Source organism: Embleya scabrispora DSM 41855, assembly GCF_000372745.1.
Classification (GTDB): domain Bacteria; phylum Actinomycetota; class Actinomycetes; order Streptomycetales; family Streptomycetaceae; genus Embleya; species Embleya scabrispora.
Map to the genome: position 1 here is coordinate 51,556 of NZ_KB889666.1, position 24,314 is coordinate 75,869.

Consider the following 24,314-nt stretch of genomic DNA (forward strand, 5'->3'; position numbering starts at 1 on the left):
CCTTCCCCGGCACGCGAGCCCTCGCGGACGTGAGCCTCTCGGTCGCGCCCGGCCACTTCCACGCACTCGTAGGCGGCAACGGCTCAGGGAAGTCCACGCTCATCAAGATCCTCGCCGGCGTCTACAGCGCCGACCGGGGTGGGTCGCTCCACCTGGGTGACGAGAGCTTCGACGTCGAGCAGTTGACGCCGCGCTGGTCCCGGGAGGCAGGCATCAGGTTCGTCCACCAGGACCTCGGCCTGTTCCCGGAGCTGACCGTGACAGAGAACGTCCTCGCAGGCAGTCCTTTCCCGCGACGGCGCGGCGGCATCGACTGGTCCGAGGCACGCCGATCGGTCCAGCGACTGCTGGACGCGCTCGAGATCCCTGTCCACGCGCGGTCCCTCGTGCGTGACCTGCGACCTGCCGACCAGACGCTCATCGCGGTGGCGCGCTGCCTGCGCGACCGCGACTCCTGCGGCGTCGGTTTGCTCGTCCTGGACGAGCCGACGACGCGCCTGCCCGCCGACGAGGTGGACGGCCTGCTTCAGCGGCTGAGTGCCTACAGCAGTCGGGGCCAGAGCATCCTCTACGTCACGCACCGGCTCGACGAGGTTCTCAGCTACGCCGACACCGTGACGGTGCTGCGCGACGGCCGCCACGTCGACACCCGCCCCGCGGCCCAGCACGATCGCGAGAGTCTGGTGGCGCACATAGCAGGACACGCGCCCGCTAAGCGACAGCGCCGGCCGCGGACCTCCTTCGGACCAGCCGTGCTCTCGGTCGAAGGCCTGCGGGGTGGCCCCCTGGAGAACGTCACCTTCGATATCCGCGCCGGGGAGGTCGTGGCCCTGGCCGGGTTGGTCGGCAGCGGCCGGACCAGCGTGATGCAAAACGTCATGGGAGCGGTCAAGCCGCGGGGAGGCTCGGTCTCAGTGAGCGGCCGACGGCTCCGGTCCGGGCACGTCGCCGAGGCGATCTCGCGTGGCCTCGCGATCGTCCCCGAGGAGCGGGCGCGCGACGGTGCGTTCCTGTCCCTGTCGGTGACCGAGAACCTCTCGGCGTCGACGATCGGTCGGTACCGGCGCGGCGGCTGGTTGCGACGCACCGACGAGCGCAGGGATGCCGAGCGCGACATCGACACTTACGGCATCAAGGGAACGGCGGACGCACCGATCGCTCGGTTGTCGGGCGGGAACCAGCAGAAGGCCGTGATGGCGCGGGCGATGAGGTCCGCCCCGGTCGTCCTCCTCCTGGACGAGCCGACGCAGGGGGTCGACGTCGGTGCACGGGCCGACATCCACGCCCGGATCGACGCAGCCGTCGCCGGCGGTGCGGGAGTGCTCCTTGCGACGTCCGACCTCGATGAGTTGCTCCATCTCGCCGACCGGGTGCTCGTGCTTGCCGACGGCCGCATCACAAGCGAGGCCTCGGGTCCGGATATCACCCGCACATGGATCTTCGACAACGTCTACCAGCACGAGAAGGAGGCATCGACATGACATCCCAGGACGCCCGTACCACCCTCGAGATGCCGACCGAGAAGCCACCCGCCGAGGACAACGCCGTGCCGACGACGAATGGATGGCGCCCGTCGCTCCTGCGCCTGACCGAGCGTTTTGGACTCGTGATGCTGCTGCTGGGCGTCGCGATCTACTTCGCCCTCGATCCCGCCACGTCGGCGACGTTCCCCACGGTGTCGAATCTCCGCAACATCGTGGCCAACGAGTCGGTGCTGATCCTGGTGGCACTCGCCGCCCTGATCCCCTTGGTGGCGCATCGCTTCGACCTCTCGGTAGGAGCGATCGTGGCACTGACGTCGATCGCCGCGGCCAAAGCGACCACCTCGATGGAGCTGCCGATCCTCGTCGGCGTGGTCATCGCCGTGACGATCGGTGCGCTGGTTGGGCTGGCGAACGGGATCCTCACCGCGTACTTCCGGGCCAACTCGCTCGTCATCACCCTCGGCATGGCCACCCTGCTCGGGGGCGTGGCGTCCGCGTGGTCCGGCCATCAGACCATCGTCGGCGTCCCCGTGACCCTCACGAACTTCGGCAACGGCCTGTGGTTCGGCGTCCCGCGGCCGGTGTACCTCGTCATCGTGGCCGCACTGGCGGTGTCCTTCCTCCTCGGGCTGACGATCTTCGGGCGGCGTCTGTTGTCGGTGGGCGTCAACGAGACGGCGGCACACCTCGTGGGCCTGCCGGTCCAGCGCACGGTCGCTCTGGCCTTCGTCGCCTCGGGCGCGCTCGCCGGCCTGGCGGGTGCGCTGCTCCTCGCTCGGACCGGTAGCGCGGCCTCCGGGGTCGGGGTGGGCTACCTGCTTCCGGCGCTCGCTGCGATCTTCCTGGGGTCGACCACCATCCGCCCGGGGCGCTATACCGTCGCGGGCACTCTCGTCGGCGTGTTCTTCGTCGCCATCAGCATCAACGGCTTGACCCTCGCAGGAGCGGCCGACTGGGTCGAGCCCGCGTTCAACGGCGGCGCCGTCATCGTCGCGGTGGCGGTCTCCTCACTGCTGACCCACCGTCGCCTGACGGGTGCGTCGCGATGATCGCCTCGTACGAGCTCGACGCGGAGGAGACCGCGATCGTCGCCGTCGTCCGCGACTGGGTCGACCGCGAGGTCAAACCCGTGGTCCAAGAGCTGGAGCACGCCAACACCTACCCCGCGAAGCTCATCGACCAGATGAAGCGGATGGGCATCTACGGCCTGGCCATCCCCGAGCCGTGGAACGACGCCGGGGTGAGCACGCCGTGCTACGCCGCGGTCACCGAGGAGCTCGCCCGCGGATGGATGAGCCTCGCCGGTGCGATGGGCGGCCACAGCGTCGTGGCGAAGCTCCTGATCGACCACGGCACGCAGGAGCAGAAGGACCACTACCTGCCGCGGATGGCGACCGGCGAGATCCGCGCGACGATGGCGCTGACCGAGCCGGGAGGGGGTTCCGACCTGCAGGCCATGCGCACGACGGCCCGCAAGGAGGGCGACGACTACGTCGTCAACGGCTCCAAGACCTGGATCACGAACGCGCGGCGCTCCCAGCTCGTGGCGCTCCTGTGTCGCACAGACCCGGACGCGGAGCCCGTGCACCGGGGCATCAGCATCCTGCTGGTCGAAAAGGGTCCGGGCTTCGAGGTCTCCCGTGATCTGCCGAAGCTCGGCTACAAGGGAGTCGAGAGCTGCGAGCTCTTCTTCGACGGGTACCGCACCCGGCAGAGCAGCCTGCTCGGGATCGAGGAGGGCCAAGGGTTCGCGCAGATGATGCGTGGTCTCGAGATCGGTCGCATCCAGGTTGCCTCGCGTGCGCTGGGCGTCGGCGCCGCGGCCCTCGAGGACGCGCTGCGCTACAGCCAGGAGCGCGAGAGCTTCGGCAAGCAAATCTGGGAGCACCAGTCGATCGGCAACTACCTGGCCGACATGGCCACGCAGCTGACCGCAGCCCGTCAGCTCGTGCAGTACGCAGCGCGGCGCTTCGACTCCGGTGAGCGCTCCGACATGGAGGCCGGCATGGCCAAGCTCTTCGCATCCGAGGTGGCCATGAAGATCGCCCTCGACGCGGTGCGCATCCACGGCGGTTACGGCTACTCCACCGAGTACGACGTGGAGCGGTACTTCCGCGACGCGCCGCTCATGATCGTCGGCGAGGGTACCAACGAGATCCAGAAGAACGTCATCGCCCGCCAACTCGTCAAACGGAACCCGGCCTAATGGGCGTGAGCAACCGCACATGGTTGTTCGTCCCCGCCACGACCCCACTGCGGTTCGCCGGCGCCGCGGCCTCGGGTGCCGACGCCGTGATCGTCGACCTCGAGGACGCCGTCGGTGTCGATGCCAAGGACTCGGCCCGTGGGTCGGCTGCGGCGTGGCTCTCGAACGGAGGCCGGGCCTGGGTGCGGGTCAACGCGACCGGCACGCCATGGCACGACGACGACGTCGCGGCACTCGCCGAGCTGCCCGGCGTGCTGGGTCTCGTAGTGCCGAAGGCCGAGGACCCGGTGGCGCTCACGGAGCTGGCCGGACGTCTGCCGGCCGGGCGGGGTTTGGTCGCGCTCGTGGAGTCCGCACTGGGCGTCCACCGGTCCGTGGAGATTGCCGAGGCCCCCGGCGTGGAGCGGCTGGCGTTCGGCTCGCTCGACTTCGCGGTCGACGTGCGGGCCGAGCACGTCGACGACGCGCTGCTGCCGGCGCGCAGCACCCTCGTGCTCGCCTCCCGCGTCGCGGGGCTGCCCGCACCGATCGACGGCGTCACGACCTCGGTCTGCGACACCGACCTCGTCGCCGCAGAGGCCCGCCGGTCCCGCGCGCTCGGGTTCGGCGGGAAGCTCTGCATCCATCCTGCCCAGCTGGAGGCGGTGGCGCGGGTGTTCGCGCCGACCGCAGAGCAGCTGACGTGGGCTCGCGGCGTCGTCGAGGCAGCCGCGGCCGCAGGTGGAGGCGTGGTCGCCGGTCCCGATGGTCACATGATCGACAAGCCCGTGATCGATCGCGCACGCGCGATCCTGCGGGACTGAGCAGGAGGGAATCCCGCATGCTTCCTCTGGAGGGACTCACCGTCGTGTCGCTCGAGCAGGCCGTGGCCGCACCGTTCGCGACCCGGCATCTCGCCGACCTCGGCGCCCGCGTCATCAAGGTCGAGCGACCCGGCGCGGGCGACTTCGCCCGCGGCTACGACCGCACCGTGCACGGAGACTCCAGCTACTTCGTGTGGCTCAACCGCGGCAAGGAGTCGATCGAGCTCGATATCAAGGCGCCCGAGGACCGCGCTGTGCTCGACGCCATGATCGCCTCGGCCGACGTCGTCGTGCAAAACCTTGTGCCCGGTGCCGTGGAACGTCTCGGCCTGGACGCGGCGAGCCTTCGAGCACAGCGCCCGGAGCTGATCCACTGCTCGATCTCGGGGTACGGCACCGTGGGGCCGTACCGGAACAAGAAGGCCTACGACCTGTTGGTGCAGTGCGAGACCGGGCTGCTGATTGCCACAGGTACGCCCGACACCCCCAGCAGGGTTGGCACTTCGGTCGCCGACATCGCTACGGGGATGTACGCGTACTCCGGCGTTCTCGCCGCACTGCTGCAGCGCGCGACGCAAGGAATCGGCGCCACGATCGAGGTCGCGATGATCGATGCGCTGGGCGAGTGGATGAGCCAGCCCGCCTATCACGCGGTGCACGGAGGCACCGAGACGCGTCGCACTGGCGCGAAGCACGCCTCGATCGCACCGTACGGCCCCTACCCCGCCGGCGATGGAAACCTCGTGTTCCTCGGGGTCCAGAACGACCGCGAGTGGGCGAGGCTCTGCACCGATGTCCTGCACCGGCCGGAGCTCGTCACGGACCCGAGGTTCGTCGGCAATCCCGAGCGCGTGGAGAACGACGAGCAGATCACTCCGGTTATCGCCGAGGCCTTCGCCGGTATCGATGCCGAGGAGATCGTCGCGCGCCTCGACGCGGCGGGCATCGCCTGCGCGCGCTTGCGGGCACCCTCCGAGCTTATGGCCCACCCACAGCTCCAGGCTCGCGACCGATGGCGCGAGGTTCGGACCCCGGGTGGCGTGATTTCCGCGATGCTGCCGCCGGTGTCAATGGACGGTCAGGAGTCGCGCATGGGTGACGTCCCGCGCCTTGGTGAGCACAACGTGGCGCTACGCGCCGAGTTCGCAACCGGACGTATTGAGGTCTCCGCGTGAGCGAGCACCCGACCCACATCGAGCGCCGCGAGGTGCTCCGGCCGGAGCCCGCGCTCGCGCTGACCCGCCTGCTGGAGGTTGGTGAGCCGGACTTCGATCGCGACGGTCTGCCGCTGCTGTGGCACTGGCTGTACCTCCTCGAGCGGCCGGCCCAGGCCGATCTCGGCACCGACGGCCACCCCGTCAGCGGCGTGATTCCGGCGCCGCCGGAGCCGGGGCGGCGTCGCATGTGGGCAGGCGGACGGGCCACGAGCCTCGCGCCGCTGCGCTTCGGCGTCCTGACGACCCGGCGCACCGAGATCGTGTCGTCGACCGACAAGGACGGCCGCAGCGGACGGCTGACCTTCGTCGTGGTCCGCCACACGATCGAGCAGGACGACGCACCCGTCGTGGTGGAGGAGCAGGACATCGTCTACCGCGACGCCGTGGCGCCGGGTGCCCCGGCGCCGGTCGAACAGGTCGAGGACATCGGACTGGAGCCAGAGGAGTGGCGTCTGCCGATCGATCCGGCGCTGCTGTTCCGGTTCTCCGCCCTGACCTACAACGCCCATCGCATCCATTACGACCGTGACTACGCGCGCGAGGTCGAGGGGTACGCCGGGCTTGTGACGCACGGTCCGCTGCAGGCGATCGCGATGGCCGAGGCCGCGCGCGAGCGGGGAGCGGACCGAGGGGTCTCGATCGACTACCGACTGGTGTCCCCGTTGTTGGACCACCAGGGGCTGGTGGTCTCGGCGGTCGCCGATGGTGCGAGCTGGCGCACGGGCGCGCGTGACCTTTCCGGCCGCGCGACAGCTCGCGGGCGAGTCACTCGAGGCGGGCTCGTGCAACCCTCCTGACCTATTCGATGCGATCCTGGGCCAGTCGGATCCGACCACAGGGCGCGCGCGAAGGCGGCGGTGTCGCCCGGGTCGTGTTCGTGGGCGAGTTGGGCGATCGCCAGGGCCAGGCCCGCGCGCACGCGCGCGTCGTCCTCGATCCTCAGGCGCTCGTGCAGGGCCGCGGAGATCTCCCCCGCTCGCCCCGAGGCCGCGGCGAGGGCGTACGCGGCCGCCTCCCGTATCGCGGGGTCGGGGTCGTACAGGAGCGCGATCGGGATGTGCGCGTACGCGGCGATCGCGTCGCGCGCCGCCTCGACCGTCCAGTTCCGGAGGTAGCCGCCCACGTCGAAGTGCCGGGAGTCGTCGGGATCGGCGACCCGCAACAGGCCCGCGCGGGACCCGTCGTCCCAAAAGCGCGGCCGCGCGGGCCGTCATAGTCGTCCAAGTCGGGTCCTGCGCGGTGTTCGAGGGGGCCGATCGGCAGGTGGGCCTTGAGCGCGGACAGGTAGACGGTGTTCATGTCCAGGGCGACGACCTCGTGATCCCCGGTGGGCAGGTGCTTGTTGCGCCATTTGGGGCGGGCCTCCCACACCGCGTCCGACTCCTCCTTGCTGCGCTTGCGCAACAACTCCGGCAACGGCGGGTACCAGGTGTGCTCGTAGCGGGAACCCGCCCGGGCCAGGCGGCGCGGACGCGGGACACGGGGAGGTACCCGGATCCACGACATCGGCTCCGCGGCGGAACCAGCCGCCGGCGGTCAGCGCGTCGGCGACGCCCGTCGCGTGCGACGCCCGGGGGCCGTCGAGCACGTACGCGGAGAGGCGTTGCCCGCGGTCACGGTGCCGTCGGGGCGGAAGACTGGGGCCAGTCCGGCCAGGGCCTGCGGCGTGGTGGCGCGGATCGACTCGTCGCGGATCGGTCCGACACCGGGAACCTCAATCACCTGGTTCGCGTAGAAGCCGCGGTCCCAGGCGCCGGCCGCGGCCCGATGCGAACGCAGCGCGAAGGCGTCCTGGTCCTCGCGGAAGATGCCCTCGCGCTCGGCGAGTTGCTCGGTGGCCTCCCCCAGCGACACGGTCCAGACGGCCGGCATCGCGGGGTTGACCAGTCGCCATCCCAGCGTCGTCGAGACCAGTTCCGCGCCGGCCGCCGGGAAGGCGCGCTCCGGTTTGGGCAGCACCCAGGGCGCCCGGGACATCGATTCCACCCCGCCGACCAGCACGAGATCGCTTCCCCGAGGGCGATCTGCCGCGCGCCCGCGATGGTGGCCTCCAGGCCGGAGCCGCACAGTCGGTTCACGGTGACCGCGGGTACCGAGACCGGGAGCCCGGCGAGCAGCACCGCCATGCGGGCGACGTTGCGGTTGTCCTCCCCCCGCGCCGTTGGCGTTGCCGAACACCACCTCGTCGATCCGCGCCGGATCGAGCGCCGGGGTGCGGGCGAGCAGCGCGCACCGCCAGCGCCGCCAGATCGTCCGGGCGGCAGCCGGCGAGCGCGCCGCCGTACCCGCCGAACGGGGTGCGAACCGCGTCGTGGACGAACACTTCGCCGGTCATGCGCGGCCCTCCCCTGCGGCGTGCAGAAGCCTGTCCAACTCCGGCCGGGTGACCGGCCTCGGATTGGCGTAGGGGTTGGCCGAGGTGTCGGCCGAGCTGGTCGACCTGGGCATGCCCATCTTCACCGACAACGCACCGCCGCCCCAACCGGATGCGGGAAGACCCGGGCCTCAAGGCTGACCACTGAAGCAACTACCGGCCCCGCCCGGGCGGGGCCGTATTCACTGAAGCTCGCAGCCACGGAGCGGCACGGAGTCCACGTAGGTTTTCGAAGCTCGATCGCCGGTTACCGGAAGTCATATGCGGCTCGGTACGGCTCCGTCCTGCCAGCGGTAGAGGTCGCGCAACAGGGAAATCTCGGCGCCGTGATGGATCAGCTCCCTGTTGACGTGCAGGACCCTGTTCTCCATGGGAAACCGCTCGGGACCCACCGTGGGCGGATTCTCCAGGTCAGTGTCCGAGAGTTCACGGACCCCCGCGTTCCATCTCGCATACATCTCATCGAGCTGCTTCAGCGCCTGGTCAGCGGTCCCCGCGTAGGGGAATGTCTCGGAGTTGACGTCCTGGCCGCCGAAGTACCATCCGACCCGATAGCCCAGGCAGGAGACGATGATGTGCGCCAGTCGCCAGGCAATCGTGGTCACCGGCGCCGGCTCCGGGCCAGGGGACGCGAAGTCCATCGTCCATTGCCCCGAACCTTCCGACATCGGTGCGGCCGACGTGCCACGTGGGCGGACACTCCAGCAGCCGCGCACCGGCTCCCAGAAGTACTCCTCATTGGTAAGACCGTCCAGCCGCGGCCGTAGGTTCTTGTGCCAGTACCAGTCCAGCTGGTCCGCGAGTCGCTCGCTCCTTGTCATTTCCGCACACTACTTACAACGAAGACCTGGCTGTGACCCTCGCGGACGCCGTCGTCGGCCCGCAATCCCCTGATCCATCCGCTGGCGATCCCGTGTTTGACACAGCGGACGCCACGGCGAGCCACTGCAAGATCGCGACTTCAACGCCAGTCCGGAAAAGGGCCGTGGTCCGGCGGGGTTGCCACTCGATGCGACGATATGCCCGGGCCCGCCCGAGGCGGCCGAAGCGATCCCGGGCCGTGTGGCCGGGAACCGGGTGGTGCTCCCAGGGTCGGGCCGGGCCCGGCGTCCGACGGGCCTCCTACGCTGATCGCTGCCGCGCTCCGCTCGGGGAGGTGCGGCCGTCCCGGCGAGGAGTGGCAGCCCAGGTGAACACGTACGAGAGTCTGACGGTCCAGCGCGCGGCGTTGTATGCCGCGCACCACCTCGCGCCCGCCGCGACGGCCGCCGAGCTGGTGGTGCGGCTGAGGATCGAGACGCTCCGAGCGCTCACCGCCGATCACATCGCCCCGCCCCCGAACCTGATCGAGACCGTACTCGCGTCGGGTGACCGCGACCTGCTGGTGCAACTCGCGGGCAACCGGCACCTCGACGAGGAGGCGGCCGTGCGCATGGCCCGCGGCGGCGACCCGGCCGTGGGCCATGCGCTGCTCACCTGCCGCGACCGCGGTGAGCGGGTGCGTGCGGCGGTCTGGGCGGACGCGGACCCCGCGTCGGCGGACTGGCACACCGAAGTCGTGACACCCCTCCTGGAGCACACATCGCCCTGGCTGCTGCGGTCGGCGTTGTACGCGCCGTTCCCCGAACTGGTCCGGCACGCGGTCCGCCATCTCGCCCCGTACCTGCCCCCGTGGATCGTGGTGGACCGCGTCCTGAGCACCTGCGTCGCGCACCCCCGGCCCGTGCACGCGCGCGCCGAACTCGAAGCGTTCGCGGAGCTGTTCCACGACGAGGACAACGCATCGCACCACCCGGAACCGGCTGCGGTGTTCCGGGAGGCCGCCGCCGCCGACGAGCCCGCCGCCGTGTTGCGCGCCGCCCGAGCGCGGCTCGGCGGCCATCCGCGGCCACGCGCCGACCACGACTCCTGGCTGCTCGGGCTGCGGTTCGGCGATCGCCTCGAGGCACCGCCCGGCGGCGTCGACTGGGCGGCGGTCCTGCGCGAGGACGCCCGGCTCCCGTACGCCATCGGCCCCAAGGTCGAACTGACGAGGCACGAAGGATGCCCCGAAGCACTCGTCTTCGCGGCCGTCCGCGCCGGCCTCGATACGTCGTACGCCGTGCACCTGCGCTCGGTACAGCCCACCGCCCCACTGCCGTCGGACGTGCTCGACGACGATCCGCCGGCCGACCTCCTCGTCTGGGGAATCGACAACGACCGCTTGGCCCTCGACGAGGTCCTTCGCGTCGTCACCCCGGCGAGCGAGGTCCTGGCCGCCCTCCACCGACTGTGTCCCCGCCGAACGGACTCCGTGCCCGACGACGAGGACGACGACGGTTCCACCCGCTACCGCGGCCCGGTACCCGCGGCGCTCGCCCCGGCCCTCGCCCGGCTGATCGAACCACTCGGCGACGACCCCGAGGCATGGATCTCGCTCCACCACCTCGTCGCCCGATTCCCCGGCACCTGCCACGAACTCGTCGCCGCCGCCGTGGCGCACGCCGCCGACGAGCGCGCCAAGGGAACGCCGGTCACCTGGCCGCGCGGCCTGGCCGCGCGTTTTCCACCCGACGCCCCCAAGGGCGCACGCGCGCATCTCTACGCCCTCCTCAACGCCGCACCCGACCACGTGCAGTGCGCAGTGATCCCCGCACTCGACCTGCGTGCCGTCCAGCACCTCACCGTCTACTACCCGCTGTCCGCGAAGGTCCGCGCGCACACGTACGCCGTACGCGGCACCGAGGCCGCCGTCGCCAACGCCGCGCACTGGGAGATGCCGGCCGACGTCGTCGACGGGCTGCTCGACCTCGACGATCCCGAAGTCAACGCGAGCCTCTACGACTTCGGCGGGATCGCCCAACACGAACGCATCCGCATATGCGCGGGCAGGCCCCGCGGCGGCGGCAGCGGGCGGGTTCCGATCAGCCCGGCCCTCGGCGACCTGCTCGCTCGCACCAGCGCCGCGACCCGGCGCAACTGGCTGCTCGCCGCGCTCGATTCGGGCGACCCGATGCTCGTCCGCTCGATGCTGGGCCGGACCCGCCTGAACACCGAGGTGGGTCGGCTGCGGGTCGCGGTCGGTCTGTGGGAACGTCACGGCCCCGACGCCGTGGCCTCGCTGCTGGACGAGACGCAGTACCCCGGCCGCCGCCCGGGCGCCAAGCACCCCTTCCCGGCGACGACGCACCGTACGCTCCGCACCGCACTGGCCGCGCCCACGCCCGAGGCGGGGTTGGCGTCCGTCCGCGAAATCCTCGCTGCGGCCCGGACCCCGGACGCCGCGGCCGGGTACATCCTCCGCACCGGCCGGAGCGACGAGCGGCTGGAGCACTTCGAAGCCGAGTACGGCATCACCGTCCCGTGGGACCTCCTGATCGCCGCCGACGACCGGCAGCCGCTCTCCGAAGACCTGTCGGCGGCCCTTGCCGCACACCCCGACTGCCCGCGGCGCCTCCTGACCGCCTACCTGGCACGCATCGACTTTCCGATCGGCATACACGAACCGGACTGGCTGCCGAGCGCTCTGGACGACGGCCGGCTCGTCCCCGCCGACCTCCTCACCCTGGCCGCCCCCGCGGGCAACGCCCTCGCCCATCTCGGCGGAACCGACCTGCCGTTCACCGAGGACTTGACCCGTTTGGCCGCCGAAACCGACTTCGACCCCGCTCACGCCGAACACTGGACGGTGGCGATCCGCCTGCTCCCCGAATTCACCGGCACCCTCCCCGAACTCCTCGCCACCACGGCCTCCGTCCTCCGCCATCCGCTGGGAAGCGCCGTCGCGCCCGTCGAAGGGCGCGACAGCGCTTCATCATGATGACGTGGGGTCAGCGGCCGATCTTGTCGAGCTCGGCGAGGTCTTCGTCGGAGAGCGAGAGTCCCGCGCCCGCGACGTTCTCGCGCAGGTGTGCCACCGAGGAGGTGCCGGGAATCAGCAGGATGTTCGGCGACCGCTGCAGCAGCCAGGCCAGGGCGACCGACATCGGTGTCGCGTCCAGTCGGGTGGCCACGGCCGTAAGGACCGAGGACTGCAGCGGGGTGAAGCCGCCGAGCGGGAAGAAGGGCACGTAGGCGATGCGCGCTTCGGCGAGCTCGTTGATGAGCTCGTCGTCGTGTCGGTGGGCGAGGTTGTACATGTTCTGCACGGACACGATCGGTGCGATCGAGCGTGCCTCGGCGACCTGTTCCGGCGTCGCGTTGCTTACGCCGAGGTGCCGGATGAGGCCCTGCTGCCGGAGTTCGACGAGCGTCTCGAATGCCTCGGTGAGCGAGCCGGGCACAGGGCCCTGGGCGTCGCCGAGCCGGAGGTTGACCACATCCAGCGTGTCGAGGTCGAGGTTTTCCAGGTTTTCCCGGACTGCGCGGCGCAGGTCGTCGGGCTTGCGGGCCGGGGGCCAGCCGCCCTGCTCGTTACGGGTCGCACCGACCTTGGTGACGATGTGCAGGGAGTCGCGGTAGGGGTGCAGGGCTTCGCGGATCAGCCGGTTGGTGATGTGCGGGCCGTAGGCGTCGGCGGTGTCGATGTGGGTGATGCCGAGGTTGACGGCCTCGCGCAGGACGGCGAGGGCGCCGTCCTGGTCGGCGGGCGGACCCATGACCCAGGGGCCGGCGAGCTGCATGGCGCCGTAGCCGAACCGGGTGACGGTCAGGTCGCCCAGGGTCCAGGTGCCGCCGGGGAGTGAAGCGGGAAGCGTGCTCATGCCGCTGCTGCCTTTCGTGTCGAGCCAGGCGCTGGTGCCTGATGGTTTCTTGCACCATCATTGACATGTAACTCTCCGCGGGGAAGTAGGCACTTCGGAGTGCGTAAGGCACCCGAGGGAGTGTGAGGAGTGGTTTTGATGGCGACGATGACGGCGGCCCAGCAGAGGGCGCAGGCCAAAGTGCAGTACGACGCGTTCGTGGCGGCATGCCCCAGTCGGCAGCTGCTCGACCGGATCTCCGACAAGTGGGTCACGCTGATCCTGGCCGCGCTCGGCAACGGCAGCCCGCACCGGGCGGGCACCGACTGCGCGGGCGAGCCCCGGGCGATGCGCTACTCGGAGCTGGCCCGCCTCCTGGCCGGGATCAGCCAGAAGATGCTCACCCAGACACTGCGCTCCCTGGAGCGCGACGGTCTGCTGACCCGCACCGTGACGCCGACCGTGCCCGTCACGGTCTCCTACGAGCTGACCGATCTCGGCCTGTCGCTGTACGACATGATGCGCGGTCTCAAGAGCTGGGCCGAGACTCATATGGACGACGTGCTCGCCAACCGCGGGACCTACGACGCCCGCGTCGACTGAAACCCCAAGGGCAAGACGTGGCCGGTCGCCCGTTTCGGGCCTCGGCTCGGACAAGGGTCGCCGGTCGGCAGGAACAGTCTGCGCGTAAAAGGCAGGGCGGATAGGCAGGCGGTCATGGGCGTCGCTTCGGGCGCTTGTCCCGGCGGTGGGTGGTCCAGGCTCGGCGGATCAGGCTACGGACGGTGATGATTGTGTCAGCGAGGTCGAAAAAGGCGTGGATGACGGTCGTGCCGCGCTCGTAGCAGCGGGCGAGGCGGTGGAAGGCGTTCTGCCAGGCGTGTGTGCGTTCGACGTGCCACCGCTGGTTGGCCTGGATCGGCGCCTTCTCACCCTTATGGGCGATGCGACCGTGCAGGTGACGGGCAGTGGGTTCGGCGCGGGTCTTGTCCGAGTCGTAGCCGGCGTCCAGGTGCACGGTGATGTCGTCGGGCAGGGGTCCGAGGCCATCCAGCAGGTCCAGGGTCGGGGCGAGCAGCGGGGAGTCGTGGCGGTTCGCTCCTGCGAGAACCCTGCCGAGCGGAATTCCGTAACCGTCCGTCATCCCTGAGCGTTTCAGGCGGAGAACGTGGCGCTCCACATGCTGCGGGCATGCAGTTCGGGCCGGTCCGGGAGGCGTTGGAGTGAAGGAAGACCTGGTAGTCCCCGTCCGCGTACGGGCCGAGCGGCCGACCCTCGCTTGAGCGCCCTGGCGAGCGTGGCCTCGGCGCTGACCCCCGGGCCTTGGAGGCGCGGCCTCCAGGGGCCCTCACCGCAGTCGCGGGCCTGCTGGGCCGGCGCTGAGGAAAGGACACCGCCGCGAGACGGGCGGCCGTGCCCTTCCTCGCCCACGCCGCCGTGCACGCCCTCCACGGACGAGCAGGAGTGCTCGCGTTGCTCGCGGGCGCGGGAGGCCAAGGCCCCATCCGTGGGCCGGCGACGAGGAGGGGCACGCGCGGGTCGGGGCCGAAGTCTCCGGTTTGCTGCACCTGCTCGGTGACGACGACCCGCGGGTACGCCGCCACGCGGTGCGTGTCGCCCGCCGCCGTCCGCGCGGTCGCCGCCCTGGCGCTGCTGGAGCAGGAACACGCCCCCTACCCGGCCGACCTGGTCGCGGTCCTGGCCGACGCCGGAGGCGATGGCGAACTCGCCGTCACCCGACTCGAATTCTTTCCCGGGATCGGCAACACCGACTCCCGCATGGCCGCCGTACTGGCCCACGATCCGGACGCCACCGCGGCAGTGGCCCGCGCCTGGATCGCACAGGGCGACATCGACGAGTTCACCGAGACCACCTCGGCCGCGATCGTCGAGGTCGGCGGTGCCCGGCGCGGCAAAGCGATCATCGTCCTCAACCCCGCCGAGCCGCCGCTCATCATGCGCGACACCGTCTTGGCGCTGGTGCGCGCGCCCGGCCCCGATACGGTGGACGAGATCCGTGGCGCGGTGGCGGCGATGGTCGCGTCCGTCGCCGGGTACGTGCCCGGCTACCGGCTCAAGCAGGAGGTCCAGGTGACCCCCGTCCCCGCCGACCAGCCGCTGGAAACCCTGCCGGCCCCCGGCGCGGACCGGCCCACCCACCAGGTCTCGGTGTTCCTGGAGGTCGAGGGAGCCGCACACTACCTGCCCGCCTATGCCGGAAACCTCGACATCATGACCTCGGCCGCGCTCCGCGTCGGCGACCGGATGGCGGCCCGCGGCCCGGGCGCCGACAGCACCCGCGGCACCGCACCGCAGCACGTGGAGGCCGCCCCGTGAGTACCCCGATCTTCGTCCAGGACGTCACGCTGCGGGACGGCATGCACGCCGTTCGGCACCGGATCTCCACCGCGGACGTCGCGCGGATCGTCGCTGCCCTGGACCGGGCCGGCGTGGACGCCATCGAAGTGGCACACGGCGACGGCCTCGCCGGCGGCTCGCTCAACTACGGCCCCGGCTCGCACAGCGACTGGGCCTGGATCGAAGCCGCCGCCTCCGTCCTGGAACGGGCCCGGCTGACCACCCTGCTGCTCCCCGGCGTCGGCACCATCCACGACCTGCGGCACGCGTACGACCTCGGGGTCCGCTCGGTCCGGGTCGCCACGCCGTACGGCGCGCACTGCGTCTACGTCACCGACTCCGGCGGCAGACTCACCATGAACGACGTCGCCGCCCGGGTGCGCGCGTATCGGGACGTGCTGCGCCCGGAGACCGAGATCGGCATCCACGCCCACGAGAACCTCTCGCTCTCGGTGGCCAATTCGGTAGTGGCGGTGGAGAACGGCTGCCTCCGCGTGGACGCCTCGCTGGCCGGGCACGGCGCGGGCGCCGGAACTGCCCACTGGAGGCCTTCATCGCGGTCGCCGACATCTCCGGCTTCGACCACCGCTGCGACCTGTTCGCCCTCCAGGACGCCGCCGACGACCTGGTCCGTCCACTCCAGGACCGCCCGGTCCGGGTCGACCGCGAAACCCTCACCCTCGGCTACGCGGGCGTCTACTCGTCCTTCCTGCGGCACGCCGAAACCGCCTCGGCGCGCTATGGCGTGGACGTGCGTGACCTCCTCATGGAGTGCGGACGCCGAGGTCTGGTAGGCGGCCAGGAGGACATGATCGTCGACATCGCCCTGACCCTGTCCACCTGACCGCCCCGGCCGGAATGGGGCTCCGAAGAACAATGCGGGGTTCCGGTTCTCGGTCTGCGCTCGGTCCGACCGCTTCACCCTCGGCGGCGCCCGCGTCGTCGGCCCGGCACACATGACGACTGGTGACAACGGCGCCCCATTCCTTGCGGCGTTCCCGGCCGGCGTCGATGTCGTGTCTCCCGAGGCGTTGGATCACGCGGCGCGGTCCCGGCTTGCCGATCCCGACACGACCGCTCGCGAGGTCGGGGCCGCGGCTGCCGAGGGCGACCTCGACCTCGCGGCTGCGGCTGTCCCGGGGCGCGCCGGGCTGGTCGACGGCCTCGGCGCCGGCGACGCGTTCGGCGGCGCACTCGCGGCCGGCCTGGCCCTCGGACTGCCGCTGCGCCGCACCCTGGAGATCGCCAACGCCGCCGGCGCGCTGGTCGCCGGCCGACACGCGTACGCAGACGCGATGCTCACCCTCGCGAGATCGACGACCTGATCGCGCGCTCCACCGACGATGCCGGCCGCATCGACGGCTCCGTTCCCGTCTCCGTCTCCGCCCCTGCCGAAGGACAGCTGTGAGCATCGCCCCGACATCGCCTCGGTCGTCGCCACCCGCCTGACCGACCCCGGCGCCCTCCGCCGCGCCGCACCGGCCCGGCCCGGGTTCGAGCGCGCCGGCCTCGCCCGACCGCTGTTCATCCTCGCCGCCGACCACCCCGCGCGGCGCGATCGCCGCCGGGGGGCGAAGCCACCGCGACGGGCGACCGGCACGAACTGCTCGCGCGAAGGCGCCGGCCCGCCCCGGAGTGGACGGCTTCCTGGGCACCCCGGACATCGTCGAGGACCTGATCCTGCTCGGCGCACTGGACGGCAAGCCGGTCCTGAGCTCGATGAACCGCGGTGGCATCCCCGGCGCGAGCTTCGAACTCGACGACCGGTTCGGCTCCTACGACGCGTGGCATCGCCGAGGGCGGCACCGACGTCGACGCGATGTACGCCGTGGCCGGGATCGGGCAGGCGCCCCTGGAGCGCCCCGGTGACCTGACCTACCATCAGGCCCGCAACGGGCAGACGATGGTGCACGTGGCGGTGGCCTACGCGCCCGCACCAGGCGCAGGCTCTCCACGCCGGCGTGCACGACGTCGGTGGGGCCCGGGGCGACCGACATGGTCACCGGGGCCGCGCCGGCCACGATCAACCGGCTGCCGATGCTGCTGTCGCCGGACGACACCTTCGCCACCCGCGCGGCCTCGTCGGTCCTGCGGGGACTGGAACTGCCGTACGCCGCCGACATCAGCGTCGACGACACCTTCCGGCCCGTCTCGCGCTTCTTCGACCGCGCCCAGCGCCCGGAGCAACTCGCGCACGCCGCGACGCAGGCCATGCGGGTGCTCACCGACGCCCGGCGCCCGGCCCGTGCGCCGTCGCAACCCTCACGGCTCGGCGAGGACGGTCGACTCCTGCCGGGTCTCGGGTGAATACCGCGCGGGCGCCGGCGTGTTCGGCGGCGTCGAAGTACCACCTACTCGGGGATGCCGTCGCCGAGCCCGTCGGTCAGGGTCGGCGACGGCGTCGAGGTACTTGTCCGCCCGGCGCTCGTCGGCGAGGGCCGCGTGCACCCGACCGGTCTGCGAGGCGGTCGGGGCCGGGTCGCGGGCATCGTGGCCTTCGCCGCAGCTACCGGCCGTCGACTCTCTTCCGTTGGCCCGGCCCGGGTATCAGGCGCTTGCTGCGAGATCGTGCAGGGCTTCACGTAGGGCGGCAATAAACGTCTGGTTCTGCTGCGGCGTGCCGACGGTTACTCGTAGTCCGCCTTTGAGGTCGAAGGAGGGGCCTGTGGGTCGAGAGATGACTCCGCGTGCGTTGAGTGCCGCGTCGATCGCGGGGACATCCTCGAGATCCACCACGAGGACGTGGTTGGCCTCGGACGGCAGGACCCGCAGTCCCAGCGCGGTGAGTTCGGCCGTCAGGTACGAGCGTCCCTCTCGGTTGACACGGCGGGACAGCTCCAGGTGCTCGCGGTCGGCGAATGCGGCGTTCGCGGCGCGCAGCGCGAGGCTCCCGGTGTGGAAGGGCGGCTGGACCGCGCGCAGTTGGTCGGCAAGCTTTGGCGTGGTGAGTCCGTATCCGACACGCAGACCGGCGAGTGCGTAGATTTTGGAGAAGGTGCGGGTGACGATGATGTTGCGCCCTTCGCGCAGTAGGTCGACGCCATCGACGTGCTGGTCGTCGTCGACGAATTCTCCGTATGCCTCGTCGAGGACCACCAGTACGTCGTCCGGCAGTGCGTCGAGCAGGTCGGTGATCTGTGTGCGAGTGAGCACAAGCCCGGTCGGGTTGTTGGGGTTGGTCAAGAAGAGCATGCGAGTTCGCGGGGTGACCGCCGCGCGGATGGCGTCGATGTCGAACGCGTAGTCGCGGTGCGGGATACCGACCGCGGTGGCGCCTGCCGCCCGTGCGCCTATGCGGTACATCGCGAAGCTCGGCTCGGGGATGATGGCCTCGTCGCCGTGTGTGAGCACCTGTGCGGCCACCGACAGGAGCACGTCGCATGAGCCGTTGCCGATCACGACGTTGGCGGGGCTCAACCCGGTGCCTTCGGCGATGGTGTCGTGCAGTTGCCGAAGTTCGGGTCCGGGGTAGATGTGGCTTTGCGACGCGTATGTCGTGATGGCTTCGACGGCCCGCGCCGAGGGGCCGATCGGGCTTTCGTTCGAGCCGAGCTTCACGACGGTTTCGACGCCGAGTTCACGCTTCAAGACGTCGGCGGACTTTCCTGCCACGTAGGTCACTTCATTCTCCCGTGCTCGCCAGATCGATTTCCCGGGTCACGCGTACCACCGGAAGTGCTCTCCGGGTTCGGCCAGGCTGACGACCACGGACTTCTTGAACGTGAAGCCTTCGATTCCGTCGCGGCCCAGGTCCTTCCCCAGACCGGTCATCTTGAGGCCGCCGAAAGGCGCCTCGGCGAACGGGATGGCCGGCAGGTTCACGAAGATCGAGCCGGCTTGCAGGCGTGCGGCCATCGAGTGTGCCCGCTGCACATGGGTGGTGTGGATGTTCGCCGACAACCCGTACATGTTGTCGTTCGCGAGTTGCACGGCCTGCTCCGGGGTCTCGAACCGAATCGCGGCCAGGACCGGGCCGAAGACCTCCTGTTGGGCCAACTGCGAACCGTTGTCGACGCCGTCCAGGATTGTCGGTGTGTAGAAGGTGTCGGCCAGACCGGCCACGGTGAGCGGCTCGCCGCCGGTCAGAAGCCGGGCTCCGTCGCTCACTCCGGCTTCGACGCACCGGTGGACCTCATCGAGATGCGAGCGGGAGATCAATGCGCCGACCTGGGTGGTCGCGTCCAGCGGGTCGCCGACCCGCAGCCGCCCGGCGCGCTCGACGAGGCGGCCGAGGAACTCCTCGTGCACGGTGCTCTGGACGAGAAGGCGCGAGCCGGCGGCACAGACTTCTCCCTGGTTGAGGAAGATGCCGAACAAGGTGGCCTCGACGGCCGCGTCCAGGTCGGCGTCGCCGAAGACGATGTTCGCCGACTTGCCCCCGCACTCCAGCGTCAGGGCTTTCATGGTCGGGGCTGCGCGAGACATGATCGTCTGCCCGACCGATGTGGAGCCGGTGAAACTGACCTTGGCCACCCCGGGGTGGGTGACGAGTGCATCGCCGATGGCCGATGGACCGGTGACGACGTTGAAGACACCGGCCGGGATACCCACGTCCTGCGCCAACTCGGCAAGCCGCAGCATGCTCAGCGGGGTGAGGCCGGCCGGCTTGAGCACCACGGTATTGCCTGCGGCCAGAGCGGGTGCCACCTTCCACGACCCGATCGACAACGGGCCGTTCCACGGGACGATGGCACCGACGACACCGAGGGGCTGCCGAATGGTGTAGTTGAGGACGGGCATGCTCGAATTGGGGATCGTCTCACCGTAGAGCTTGTCCGCCCAGGTGCCGTAGTAGTCGAAGCACGCGGCCGTCCCGGGGATGTCGAGCTCCGACGTTTCCCGGATCGGCTTTCCGACATTGCGGGTCTCCAGCTCGGCGAGCTCCTCGCGATGCGCGTCGACTGCGGCGCCGAGCGCGCGCAACAGCTTGCCGCGCTCACGGGGGCTCATGGCGCCCCACTCGCCGTGGAACGCGGTGGTCGCGGCGTCCACGGCGCGGTCGACGTCCGCGGCCGAGCTGTGGGCGACCTCCGCCAAGGTCTCCCCCGTCGCGGGGTTGCGCACGGCGAGCTGTTGCCGCGTCGCGGACGGAGCGAAGGTGCCGCCGATGAAGTTGCCCCACACGCGGGTGGCTTCAGCCGTCGTTTCGGTGGTCATCGTACGGGCCCTTCGAATCGGTCGGAAAGGTTGACCGCATGTCTGCGGTGGGCCTGAGCAGTTGCTTCCGTGCCCCGCCCGGGCACTATGCGCTCGCCTGCCGCTCGTAGAGCAGGCAGGCCGCTTCGTGCCCGCCCGCCCCGACCGGTAGCAGCTTGGGAACCGTCCTGGTGCACGCCTCCACGGCTACCGGGCAGCGATCGGTGAACAGGCAGCCGTGCGCCGCACCGGGAGTCGGGGGAAGCTCGTCGGGCAGCTCCACGGTGCCGTCCCACTTTTGGTCGATGCGAGGAATCGAGGCGACCAGTTGTTGCGAGTAGGGATGCTGGGGACGGCTGAGAACGGTGCTCCCCATGCCGTGCTCGACGGTGACCCCGCGGTACATCAAGAAGGTCTCGTCGGCGATCTGGTGCGCTGTGGCGAGGTCGTGGGTGATGTAGAGGAAGGAGATACCGTGCTCGTCGCGCATCCGCTGCATGATCCGCAGGATCATCGAGCGTAGTGATGCGTCGATCATCGAAACCGGCTCGTCGGCGACGATCAGGTCCGGCTTGAGCAGATAGGCGCGCGCCATCATGATCCGCTGGCGCTGGCCGCCGCTGAGCTGGTGCGGATACTTGTGCAGGACCTCGGCGGCGTTCAGGGAGACGACCGACAGCGCTTCCTCGATCAGGGCCTGTGCGTCGTGGCGCTGCCTGGCGAGCCGGAAGTTGCGGATCACCGTGTCGAAAGTGTGGCTGACCCGGTAGAAGGGGTTGAACGTGCCGTAGGGATCTTGGAAGACAGCCTGCACGTATCGGCGGAACTTCTTGCGGTCCACGCGGCCGAGGCGTGAGATGTCGCGCCCCTTGAACATGATCTTGCCCTCGGTCAGCGGAACCAGTCCGAGGATCGCGGAGGCGAGGGTCGACTTCCCACTACCGCTCTCCCCCGCGATCGTGACGATGCGCGCCTCGCCCGCGGGGATCACGAGGTTGAAGTTGTCCAGGACGGTCGGCGTCGCGCCCGAGCCGTCATGCGCCGGGTATCGCTTGGTGGCCCCGATGATCTCGAGCAGCGCATCATTCATGCGAGACGTCCTCAGACACGGAAGAGGCGGGCGGTTGTGCCTGCGCGAAGTGGCAGAAGGAGATCCGGTCGGGCGAGACCCGCACCGCCGGCGGCGCCGTGCCGCGGCATACGTCGGCCGCCTTGGGGCAGCGGCCCTGGAAGATGCATCCGGCAGGCGGGTGGCGCAGGTCCGGCATGCGATGCTCGCCGGTCATGACCGTCAGATCCTTGCCCGGCGTGGGCACGGAGCCGACGAGTTGGGCGGTGTAGGGGTGGGCGGGCGCGGCGAAGACCTCGGCGGTCGGCCCGGACTCGACGATCTTGCCGGCGTACATCACCGCTATACGGTCGGCGAGTTGAGCCATCAGGCCCATGTCGTGGCCGATCATGACGATCGCCACGTCGAGCCTCTTCTTGATGTTGTCGAGGGTCTGCGCCACCACGCGCTGGACGATCACATCGAGAGCACTTGTCGGCTCGTCCGCGATGATCAGCTCGGGTTCGAGCGCGATGGCCATGGCGATGCAGGCTCGCTGCTTCATTCCGCCGCTGAGCTGGTGGGGGTACATGTCGGCGACGCGGGAGGGCAGGCCCACCGAGTTCAGGTGGCCCAGTATCCGTTCACGCAGTGCCGAACGGTCGATGCGGTCGTCGGTGTGGGCCTTGATCACATCCGCCAGTTGCCTGCCCACCGGCAGGACGGGGTTGAGTGAGTTCTGCGCGCCCTGGGGGATAAAAGCGACCTTCGACCAGCGTACCCGGCGCAGTTGCTCACCCGAGAGGGCCAGCAGGTCCACCCCGCCCAGCGTCGCGGTGCCTGCGTGGGTGCGGCCGGGGGGCTGAAGCAGGCGGAGCAGCGCCATGGCGGTCGTTGTCTTGCCGCAGCCGGACTCGCCTATCAGTCCGAGGAGTTCGCCCGCGCGGACGTCGAAGTCGATGCCGCTGACGGCGTGTACCACGCCGCGCGTGGTGTCGTATCGGATGTCGAGGCCGCGTACCTCGAGCCCGGCGGTGCTCACGCCTTCCCCCTGAGCCTCGGGTTGGCCACCCGGTCCAGGCCCAGTGTGACGCCCAGGAGCGCGAGAAATATCCCGAGCAGGGCGATGACGGGTGGCCCCCACCACCACCACATACCGCGGAAGATCGCCGATCCCTGCAAGGCGTCGGAGATGGTGGAGCCGAGTGTGGGATAGCGGCTGGGTGCCAGGCCCAGCGCCTCGAGGCCGGTGACCGCGAGGATCACGCCGGAGACGGTCTGCGCGAAGGTGGCCGCTATGTAGGGCAGCATGTTGGGCAGGATCTCGCGGAACATGATGCTCGGTGACGAGGCGCCGGAGAGTCGGGCCAGCGCGACGTAGCCGCGTTCGCGCATCGACAACACTTGGCCCCGCAGAACCCGTGTCGGTATCGGCCAGGCGAAGAGCGCCATGATCAGGCTGAGCCCGACGACTCCGAGGTCGGTGACGTAGCTGGCGATGACGACCAGCACGGCCAACCCCGGGATGGCGATGCCCACGTCGGTGACGGTACCGATGACTGCGTCGATCCAGCCGCCGAAGAACCCTGCCGTGAATCCCAGGACGATTCCGACCGCGACGCCGATGCCGGCGCCGAGCAGTCCGACTTCCAGGGTCTGCGGAATACCGATGAGCATGCTTGCCAGCATGTCGCGCCCCTGGCCGTCGGTACCCAGCGGATGGCCGCCGGTGTTCGCGACGAACCCGTGCGTGACGGACGGGTCGGCCCAGGCCGGCACCATGTTGTTCGCCGCAGCGCCGATCAGCGCCTCCTTCTTGGCGACGAAGAGCGGCGCGATCCACTTGGTGACGAAGAGGAGGGCGAGGACGCCCAGCCCGGACAGCAGCATGGGGTTGAGCCAGGGGTTGTCTCGGCGTCCTCGGCCTGCGGCGTCCGGTTGCTGCTCGGCCGATGACTCGACGAGGGAGGTCATCACTACCATGCCTGCCTCACCTTCCTCTCATGTCGATGCGCGGATCGAGGAACGGATAGACCAGGTCGAGCAGGAATGTCGAGACGGACACTCCCAGGATCAGGAAGAAGGCCACTCCTTCGATGACTGTGTAGTCGTTGGCGAGGATGGCCTGATAGAGCAGGTTTCCAAGACCGGGGTAGGCGAAGACGGTTTCGACGACCACAACACCGCCGGCCGCCGTTCCCAGTGCGAGTCCGAGCGAGGTGACCTGCGGCAGGATCGCGGTCCGTATGCCGTAGTGAAGGAATACCGAGTGTGGCCGGAGTCCTTTGGCTTCGGCCAGCATCACGTAGTCCTCGGACGTGGTCGTGATCAGCATGCCTCGCATGCCCATGGCCCAGGCGCCCATCTGGACCAGGACCACGGACAGCAGGGGCAGTATCGCGTGGCTGACCACGCTCGACACGAACGGCAGGTTCGGTCCGGGCACCACGTCGGCGCTGTACGCGCCGGAGAAGGGCAGGAGGTGCCATTGCTGCGCGAACAGGAAAAGCAGCACGATGCCGATCATGAACGCGGGAAGCGAGGAGAAGAGAAGGGTAATGGGCAGTATCCGCCGCAGGGCGCGCGGCGACTTGGGCCAGCCCATTATCGCCCCGATCAGCGTTCCCATGACGAACGAGATCAGCGTGGCGGAGATGACCAATCCGAATGTCCACGGCAGGGCTTCCAGTACTATGCTGTTCACCGTGGCAGGGAATTCCGACAGGGAGTATCCCTGGTCGAATCGGATCGCATTCCACAAGTAGTCAAGATATTGGTGCCACAGTGACTCGTGCAGACCGAGCCGCTTTTCATAGGCGTTTACGAGCGATGGGTCTGCGGCGCCTCCGCCGGCCGCCAGCTTGGCGATGATCGCGTCTGCCGGGCTGCTGCGTCCGAGCCGCGGGATGATGAACATCAGGGTCAGGCCGAGCCAGACCGTCAGCACCAGCCTGGCCGCACGTCCCAGCACATAGCGCCGGGTCAGTCGGGACATGCTCTCTCCTCCGTATTTCCCGCGGTCGTGAT

19 protein-coding genes and 4 pseudogenes are annotated in these 24,314 nt (G+C 70.0%); 13 read left to right on the forward strand and 10 right to left on the reverse strand.

Translation table 11 applies throughout. From position 1 onward, the window contains the following. Nucleotides 1-29 precede the first annotated feature (29 nt). From A3IC_RS0120410 to A3IC_RS0120435, 6 genes are read left to right on the forward strand one after another with little or no spacing between them, the layout of a single operon-like run. A complete protein-coding gene (locus A3IC_RS0120410; protein WP_245599365.1) occupies nt 30-1,481 on the forward strand; it encodes a sugar ABC transporter ATP-binding protein in 1,452 nt (483 codons plus the stop codon). Beyond that, nucleotides 1,478-2,533: an ABC transporter permease gene (locus A3IC_RS55525; protein ID WP_020551906.1), complete on the forward strand. Its 1,056-nt coding sequence runs from the start codon at nt 1,478-1,480 to the stop codon at nt 2,531-2,533. The genes A3IC_RS0120410 and A3IC_RS55525 overlap by 4 nt, the downstream gene beginning before the upstream one ends. Beyond that, nucleotides 2,530-3,690, forward strand: coding sequence for an acyl-CoA dehydrogenase family protein (locus tag A3IC_RS0120420; RefSeq protein ID WP_020551907.1), 1,161 nt, complete (start codon nt 2,530-2,532; stop codon nt 3,688-3,690). The genes A3IC_RS55525 and A3IC_RS0120420 overlap by 4 nt, the downstream gene beginning before the upstream one ends. Further along, on the forward strand, nt 3,690-4,493 hold the full coding sequence (locus A3IC_RS0120425) for an HpcH/HpaI aldolase/citrate lyase family protein (protein WP_020551908.1): 804 nt from the start codon (nt 3,690-3,692) through the stop codon (nt 4,491-4,493). Before A3IC_RS0120420 ends, A3IC_RS0120425 begins: the two co-directional genes overlap by 1 nt. 17 nt (nt 4,494-4,510) lie before the next feature. Then, on the forward strand, nt 4,511-5,668 hold the full coding sequence (locus tag A3IC_RS0120430; protein ID WP_020551909.1) for a CaiB/BaiF CoA transferase family protein: 1,158 nt from the start codon (nt 4,511-4,513) through the stop codon (nt 5,666-5,668). After that, nucleotides 5,665-6,507 (forward strand): HTD2 family dehydratase, encoded by an 843-nt coding sequence (locus tag A3IC_RS0120435; protein WP_020551910.1) that lies wholly within the window; start codon nt 5,665-5,667, stop codon nt 6,505-6,507. The genes A3IC_RS0120430 and A3IC_RS0120435 overlap by 4 nt, the downstream gene beginning before the upstream one ends. 796 nt (nt 6,508-7,303) lie before the next feature. On the opposite strand, the pseudogene A3IC_RS65055 reads toward A3IC_RS0120435, so the two are convergent. Then, a pseudogene (locus tag A3IC_RS65055) lies at nt 7,304-8,045 on the reverse strand (thiolase family protein); the annotation flags it as partial. Between the two features lie 296 nt (nt 8,046-8,341). Next, complete coding sequence (locus A3IC_RS0120455; RefSeq protein ID WP_020551914.1) at nt 8,342-8,905, reverse strand: DinB family protein; 564 nt, start codon at nt 8,903-8,905, stop codon at nt 8,342-8,344. A gap of 368 nt (nt 8,906-9,273) precedes the next feature. On the opposite strand from A3IC_RS0120455, the gene A3IC_RS0120460 reads away from it, so the two are divergent. Then, the gene (locus A3IC_RS0120460; RefSeq protein ID WP_020551915.1) at nt 9,274-11,883 is read left to right on the forward strand and encodes a hypothetical protein; all 2,610 of its coding nucleotides are present in this window, start codon (nt 9,274-9,276) and stop codon (nt 11,881-11,883) included. 10 nt (nt 11,884-11,893) lie between these two features. On the opposite strand, the gene A3IC_RS0120465 is transcribed toward A3IC_RS0120460, so the two are convergent. Continuing rightward, nucleotides 11,894-12,766, reverse strand: coding sequence for an aldo/keto reductase family oxidoreductase (locus A3IC_RS0120465; RefSeq protein ID WP_020551916.1), 873 nt, complete (start codon nt 12,764-12,766; stop codon nt 11,894-11,896). A 138-nt stretch (nt 12,767-12,904) separates the two neighbouring features. Here A3IC_RS0120465 and A3IC_RS0120470 point away from each other — a divergent pair, with 138 nt between their 5' ends. Continuing rightward, on the forward strand, nt 12,905-13,348 hold the full coding sequence (locus tag A3IC_RS0120470) for a winged helix-turn-helix transcriptional regulator (RefSeq protein WP_026218510.1): 444 nt from the start codon (nt 12,905-12,907) through the stop codon (nt 13,346-13,348). Nucleotides 13,349-13,460: 112 nt separating this feature from the next. Here the strand turns inward: A3IC_RS0120470 and A3IC_RS55535 are convergent. Continuing rightward, a pseudogene (locus A3IC_RS55535) lies at nt 13,461-13,910 on the reverse strand (transposase); the annotation flags it as partial. 410 nt (nt 13,911-14,320) lie between these two features. Between A3IC_RS55535 and A3IC_RS55540 the strand changes: the two are divergent. The 5 genes and pseudogenes from A3IC_RS55540 to A3IC_RS65060 all read left to right on the forward strand — a co-directional run. Further along, nucleotides 14,321-15,082 (forward strand): hypothetical protein, encoded by a 762-nt coding sequence (locus A3IC_RS55540; protein WP_020551919.1) that lies wholly within the window; start codon nt 14,321-14,323, stop codon nt 15,080-15,082. A 41-nt stretch (nt 15,083-15,123) separates the two neighbouring features. After that, nucleotides 15,124-15,947: pseudogene (gene dmpG / locus A3IC_RS55545) on the forward strand (4-hydroxy-2-oxovalerate aldolase). Between the two features lie 112 nt (nt 15,948-16,059). Next, nucleotides 16,060-16,428, forward strand: coding sequence for a PfkB family carbohydrate kinase (locus A3IC_RS72590; RefSeq protein ID WP_020551920.1), 369 nt, complete (start codon nt 16,060-16,062; stop codon nt 16,426-16,428). Nucleotides 16,429-16,738: 310 nt separating this feature from the next. Then, entirely contained in the window at nt 16,739-16,972 is a 234-nt protein-coding gene (locus A3IC_RS73560) for a Cgl0159 family (beta/alpha)8-fold protein (RefSeq protein WP_020551921.1), read from the forward strand. Beyond that, a pseudogene (locus A3IC_RS65060) lies at nt 16,932-17,332 on the forward strand (thiamine pyrophosphate-binding protein); the annotation flags it as partial. The gene A3IC_RS73560 and the pseudogene A3IC_RS65060, both read left to right, overlap by 41 nt. A 318-nt stretch (nt 17,333-17,650) precedes the next feature. On the opposite strand, the gene hisC reads toward A3IC_RS65060, so the two are convergent. From hisC to A3IC_RS0120530, 6 genes are all read right to left on the reverse strand, one after another. Then, nucleotides 17,651-18,724, reverse strand: a complete 1,074-nt coding sequence (gene hisC, locus A3IC_RS55555; RefSeq protein ID WP_020551923.1) for a histidinol-phosphate transaminase — start codon at nt 18,722-18,724, stop codon at nt 17,651-17,653. 36 nt (nt 18,725-18,760) lie between these two features. Continuing rightward, nucleotides 18,761-20,260, reverse strand: a complete 1,500-nt coding sequence (locus A3IC_RS55560) for an aldehyde dehydrogenase family protein (protein WP_020551924.1) — start codon at nt 20,258-20,260, stop codon at nt 18,761-18,763. Nucleotides 20,261-20,345: 85 nt separating this feature from the next. Beyond that, on the reverse strand, nt 20,346-21,329 hold the full coding sequence (locus A3IC_RS0120515) for an ABC transporter ATP-binding protein (RefSeq protein ID WP_020551925.1): 984 nt from the start codon (nt 21,327-21,329) through the stop codon (nt 20,346-20,348). Continuing rightward, nucleotides 21,322-22,329 (reverse strand): ABC transporter ATP-binding protein, encoded by a 1,008-nt coding sequence (locus A3IC_RS0120520; RefSeq protein ID WP_020551926.1) that lies wholly within the window; start codon nt 22,327-22,329, stop codon nt 21,322-21,324. The genes A3IC_RS0120515 and A3IC_RS0120520 overlap by 8 nt, the downstream gene beginning before the upstream one ends. Further along, the gene (locus A3IC_RS0120525) at nt 22,326-23,270 is read right to left on the reverse strand and encodes an ABC transporter permease (RefSeq protein ID WP_205354391.1); all 945 of its coding nucleotides are present in this window, start codon (nt 23,268-23,270) and stop codon (nt 22,326-22,328) included. Before A3IC_RS0120525 ends, A3IC_RS0120520 begins: the two co-directional genes overlap by 4 nt. 7 nt (nt 23,271-23,277) lie before the next feature. Continuing rightward, the gene (locus A3IC_RS0120530; RefSeq protein WP_020551928.1) at nt 23,278-24,282 is read right to left on the reverse strand and encodes an ABC transporter permease; all 1,005 of its coding nucleotides are present in this window, start codon (nt 24,280-24,282) and stop codon (nt 23,278-23,280) included. Nucleotides 24,283-24,314: the final 32 nt, after the last annotated feature.

Coding starts and splice junctions, on each gene's coding strand:
- A3IC_RS0120515 (WP_020551925.1), bottom strand. CDS start 21,329: ATGAATGATGCGCTGCTCGAGATCATCGGGGCCACCAAGCGATACCCG.
- A3IC_RS0120465 (WP_020551916.1), bottom strand. CDS start 12,766: ATGAGCACGCTTCCCGCTTCACTCCCCGGCGGCACCTGGACCCTGGGC.
- A3IC_RS0120430 (WP_020551909.1), top strand. CDS start 4,511: ATGCTTCCTCTGGAGGGACTCACCGTCGTGTCGCTCGAGCAGGCCGTG.
- A3IC_RS0120470 (WP_026218510.1), top strand. CDS start 12,905: ATGGCGACGATGACGGCGGCCCAGCAGAGGGCGCAGGCCAAAGTGCAG.
- A3IC_RS72590 (WP_020551920.1), top strand. CDS start 16,060: ATGACGACTGGTGACAACGGCGCCCCATTCCTTGCGGCGTTCCCGGCC.
- A3IC_RS0120455 (WP_020551914.1), bottom strand. CDS start 8,905: ATGACAAGGAGCGAGCGACTCGCGGACCAGCTGGACTGGTACTGGCAC.
- A3IC_RS0120530 (WP_020551928.1), bottom strand. CDS start 24,282: ATGTCCCGACTGACCCGGCGCTATGTGCTGGGACGTGCGGCCAGGCTG.
- A3IC_RS0120525 (WP_205354391.1), bottom strand. CDS start 23,270: ATGGTAGTGATGACCTCCCTCGTCGAGTCATCGGCCGAGCAGCAACCG.
- A3IC_RS0120420 (WP_020551907.1), top strand. CDS start 2,530: ATGATCGCCTCGTACGAGCTCGACGCGGAGGAGACCGCGATCGTCGCC.
- A3IC_RS55560 (WP_020551924.1), bottom strand. CDS start 20,260: ATGACCACCGAAACGACGGCTGAAGCCACCCGCGTGTGGGGCAACTTC.
- A3IC_RS55525 (WP_020551906.1), top strand. CDS start 1,478: ATGACATCCCAGGACGCCCGTACCACCCTCGAGATGCCGACCGAGAAG.
- A3IC_RS0120425 (WP_020551908.1), top strand. CDS start 3,690: ATGGGCGTGAGCAACCGCACATGGTTGTTCGTCCCCGCCACGACCCCA.